This is a genomic window from Streptomyces sp. FH025, from assembly GCF_017427025.1.
Classification (GTDB): domain Bacteria; phylum Actinomycetota; class Actinomycetes; order Streptomycetales; family Streptomycetaceae; genus Kitasatospora.
Window position 1 is genome coordinate 1 of sequence record NZ_JAFLNG010000682.1, and the last position, 4,149, is coordinate 4,149.

Annotated in this window: 5 protein-coding genes; all 5 read left to right on the forward strand. The window is 70.4% G+C overall.

Annotation, left to right across the window (positions count from 1 at the left end):
* A partial coding sequence (gene pgeF, locus J0670_RS31965; RefSeq protein ID WP_207815481.1) for a peptidoglycan editing factor PgeF occupies positions 1-603 on the forward strand: 603 nt, incomplete at its 5' end.
* Positions 604-665: 62 nt separating this feature from the next.
* Positions 666-1,409, forward strand: coding sequence for a YggS family pyridoxal phosphate-dependent enzyme (locus J0670_RS31970; RefSeq protein ID WP_374223208.1), 744 nt, complete (start codon positions 666-668; stop codon positions 1,407-1,409).
* A gap of 301 nt (positions 1,410-1,710) precedes the next feature.
* Positions 1,711-2,325: a cell division protein SepF gene (locus J0670_RS31975; RefSeq protein WP_207815484.1), complete on the forward strand. Its 615-nt coding sequence runs from the start codon at positions 1,711-1,713 to the stop codon at positions 2,323-2,325.
* 98 nt (positions 2,326-2,423) lie between these two features.
* Complete coding sequence (locus J0670_RS31980; RefSeq protein ID WP_030282903.1) at positions 2,424-2,705, forward strand: YggT family protein; 282 nt, start codon at positions 2,424-2,426, stop codon at positions 2,703-2,705.
* A gap of 59 nt (positions 2,706-2,764) precedes the next feature.
* Positions 2,765-4,120 carry a DivIVA domain-containing protein gene (locus J0670_RS31985; protein WP_207815489.1) on the forward strand — a complete coding sequence of 452 codons (1,356 nt, stop codon included), beginning with the start codon at positions 2,765-2,767 and terminating at the stop codon, positions 4,118-4,120.
* Positions 4,121-4,149: the final 29 nt, after the last annotated feature.

The window sequence follows — 4,149 nt, forward strand, 5'->3', positions numbered from 1 at the left end:
GAGAACCGGGCCATCGCCGCCCGTGAACTGGGGCTGGACCCGGCCGACGTGGTCTGGATGAACCAGGTGCACGGCGCCGAGGTCGCCGTGGTGACGGAGCGCCAGCCGCTGGGGGAGGCCCCCACGGTGGACGCGGTGGTCACCGACCGTCCGCTCGCGCTGGCGGTGCTGACCGCCGACTGCACTCCGGTGCTGCTGGCCGACCCGGTGGCGGGCGTGGTGGGCGCGGCCCACGCGGGCCGACCCGGACTGGCGGCCGGGGTGGTGCCCGCGGTCGTCCGGGCGATGGTCGACCTGGGGGCCGAGCCGGCGCGGATCACCGCCGCCACCGGCCCCGCGGTCTGCGGCCGCTGCTACGAGGTGCCGGCCGAACTGCGCGCCGAGGTCGCCGCCGTGGTGCCCACGGCCTTCGCCGAGACGTCCTGGGGGACTCCCGCGCTGGACGTGCCGGAGGGGGCCGCGGCCCAGCTGGCCGCGGCGGGGGTCACCGGACTGGTGCGGTCACCGGTCTGCACCCTCGAATCCGCCGATCACTACTCCTACCGCCGCGAGCGGCGCACGGGCCGACTCGCGAGCTACGTCTGGTTGGGCTCTGAAAACTGATGACGAACGACATCTACGGACCGTTCCCGGGCGATTTGGCCGGTTTTCCCGACAAGAGCTGGTTGGAAGCGCTGACGGAGGGCCAGCGGGCCCGGTTCGAGGAGCTCGGGACCAACCTCGAGGTGGTCGAGCGCCGGATCGTGGACGCCTGTGCGGCCGCCGGACGTTCGCGCGACGAGGTCACCCTGGTCGTCGTCACCAAGACCTACCCGGCCGAGGACACCGCGCTGCTGGCCGGCCTGGGCGTGACGGACGTCGCGGAGAACCGCGACCAGGACGCCGCGCCCAAGGCGGAGCAGTGCAGAAACCTTCCTCTCGACTGGCACTTCGTCGGACAGTTGCAGACCAATAAGGTCCGCTCGGTCGTCCGGTACGCGAACCACGTGCACTCGGTGGACCGGCTGCGGCTGGTCGAGTCGCTCTCGGCAGCGGTGCTCAAGTCCGAGCGCCCGGAGCTGGGTTGCCTGGTGCAGGTGGCACTGGACAAGGAGCACGGCGAGGGCGAGCACCGGGCCGGGGTCGCTCCGGCGGACGTCGCCCGTCTGGCCGATGCCATCGCCGACACGCCCGGGCTGCGACTGGAGGGTGTGATGACCGTCGCTCCGCTGGTCGGCCCGCTGGCCGGGGACCCGGAGCGGGCGTTCGGCCGGTTGGCGGAAATCGCAACCGCCGTACGGACGGCCCATCCTGCTGCCACCATGGTCTCCGCAGGGATGAGCGGTGACCTTGAGCAGGCGATTGCCGCCGGGGCGACACATGTGCGCGTCGGAACGGCGGTACTCGGAGTGAGGTCACCCCTCAGGTAACGTCACCGGGTAAGTAGATCAGACTGCAGGACAAAATAGGACAGAATCTAGCAGCTCTCCGGAGCGCTAGCGAACCGTGGATCGCAGCTCCGCGGCCCCCACTCCACACCTCTGACAGGCCGTCGGCCTGACGTTCTGTCGTGGAGGGACCGCGGAATCCGCAGGCGGGGCCGTGGCCCGGCCGCCGGGACGGAGCTGGTCCGCACGGAGCGAGCGGAGCGAGCGACCATCAGAAGGTGCGCGTTCCGCGAATCAGTCACCGAGCGTCAGCGAGGTGGCCATGAGCGGAGGAGACAGGAGCATGGCCGGCGCAATGCGCAAGATGGCGGTCTACCTCGGCCTCGTGGAGGACGAGACGTACGACGGCCAGGGGTACGACCCCGACGACGACTACGACGCGGACCCCGAGCCGATTCGCACGGGGCAGCGGACCGAGGACATCCCCCGGCCGGCCGCCGCTGCCGCCGCCGCACCCGCCCCGGTCTCCTCGATCACCCCGCAGCCGGTCCCGGCGGCGGTGCCGATCCGACAGGAGACTCCGAGGATGGCCCCCGTGTCGTCCATCACACCCGAACGCCGCCACAACCTGGAGAAGAGCGCCCCGGTGATCATGCCCAAGGTAGTGAACGAACGAGAGCCCTACCGCATCACCACGTTGCACCCCCGGACCTACAACGAGGCCCGTACCATCGGGGAACAGTTCCGCGGCGGGACCCCTGTGATCATGAATCTGACCGAGATGGACGACACCGACGCGAAGCGCCTCGTAGACTTCGCCGCTGGACTCGTCTTCGGTCTGCACGGCAGTATCGAGCGCGTGACACAGAAGGTGTTCCTGCTGTCGCCTGCTAACGTCGATGTCACGGCGGAGGACAAGGCTCGGATCGCCGAGGGTGGGTTCTTCAACCAGAGCTGACCCGGCCACGACTTTACGTGTGGATCTGATCAACAGTGGTTGGCGACAGGTGACGAGCGGCAGGCCCTAGGGCCCGGGACCGGGGAGAGGGAAACGCGATGGACATCGTGTGGGCGGTGCTCTACTACGCCCTGACCGTCTTCCTGGTGTTCCTGCTGGTGCGGCTGGTCATGGACTGGGTCTTCCAGTTCGCGCGTTCGTGGCGGCCCGGCAAGGCCATGGTCCTGGTCCTGGAGGCCACGTACACTGTCACGGATCCGCCGCTCAAGCTTCTTCGGCGGTTCATCCCGCCGTTGCGTTTCGGGGGCGTGGCGCTCGACCTGTCCTTCTTCGTACTGATGATCATTGTGTATGTCCTGATCTCGCTTGTGCACCCCTAGTCGTAGGTGAGCGATGCGACAGGATGCCGGTGTGCCGACGATCACGTTGAGGTGAAGAGATGCCATTGACCCCCGAGGACGTTCGGAACAAGCAGTTCACGACCGTCCGCCTGCGTGAAGGCTATGACGAGGACGAGGTCGATGCCTTCCTCGACGAGGTCGAGGCGGAGCTGACCCGCCTCCTCCGGGAGAACGAGGACCTGCGCGCCAAGCTGGCCGCCGCGACTCGCGCCGCCGCGCAGAACCAGGCCAACATGCGGAAGGAGCCGCCGCAGGAGGCGGCCCGACCGGCCGCTCCCGTCCCGGCGGCCATATCCGGCCCGCCTGTCCCCGGCCAGCAGGGCCCGGGTGGCCCGCAGCAGATGGGCCCCGGTGGTCCGCAGCAGATGGGCCCGGGTGGACCCCAGCAGCAGATGGGCAACCAGCCGCTCGGCCTGCCGTCCGGCGCGCCGCAGCTCCCGGCCGGCCAGGGTGGTCCGATGGGCCCCGGCGGCCCGCAGCAGATGAACCAGACCATGGGCGGCCAGCAGCAGCTGGTCCAGCCGATGGGCGGTCAGATGCTCCAGCCCATGGGCGGTCCCGGTGGCCCGCAGCAGATGGGCAACCCGATGGGCCAGGGCATGGGCCAGCAGCAGATGCAGCAGATGGGCGGCCCCATGGGCGGTCCGCAGCAGCAGATGGGCGGCCCGCAGCAGATGGGTGGCCCCATGGGCGGCCCGATGCAGCAGCAGGGCCCCGGTGGCGACAGCGCCGCCCGCGTGCTGGCGCTCGCTCAGCAGACCGCCGACCAGGCGATCTCCGAGGCCCGTTCCGAGGCCAACAAGATCGTCGGCGAGGCGCGCAGCCGGGCCGAGGGTCTGGAGCGCGACGCCCGTGCCAAGGCCGACGCCCTGGAGCGGGACGCGCAGGAGAAGCACCGCGTCGCGATGGGCTCGCTGGAGTCCGCGCGCGCCACCCTGGAGCGCAAGGTCGAGGACCTGCGGGCGTTCGAGCGTGAGTACCGTACGCGTCTGAAGTCGTACCTGGAGACCCAGCTCCGTCAGCTGGAGTCGCAGGCCGACGACTCGCTCGCCCCGCCGCGGATCCCCGCCACCGCGTCGCTGCCGCCGGCAGCCTCGTCGATGGCGCCGGCCGGTGCGAGTGCGATGACCTCCGGTGGGTCGTCGTTCGGTGGCAGCCAGCCGTCGTTCGGAGGGAACTCGCCGTCCTTCGGCGGGCAGAGCTCCTTCGGTGGCAACTCGGGTGCGCCGAGCTTCGGTGGGCAGTCGAACGGCGGCAACAGCGGGGCTCCGCAGATGCAGCCGGCCGGGATGACCCAGCCGATGGCGGCGGTCCGGCCGCAGCCGCCGCAGCCGATGCAGCAGGCTCCGGCGCCGATGCGGGGCTTCCTGATCGACGAGGACGGCGACAACTGAGGTTGTAGCAGGACCTTTTGAGGGCGTCC

Excerpts from the sequence above, each read along its gene's own strand:
- J0670_RS31980 (WP_030282903.1), top strand. The coding sequence starts at position 2,424 with ATGGACATCGTGTGGGCGGTGCTCTACTACGCCCTGACCGTCTTCCTG.
- J0670_RS31985 (WP_207815489.1), top strand. The coding sequence starts at position 2,765 with ATGCCATTGACCCCCGAGGACGTTCGGAACAAGCAGTTCACGACCGTC.
- J0670_RS31975 (WP_207815484.1), top strand. The coding sequence starts at position 1,711 with ATGGCCGGCGCAATGCGCAAGATGGCGGTCTACCTCGGCCTCGTGGAG.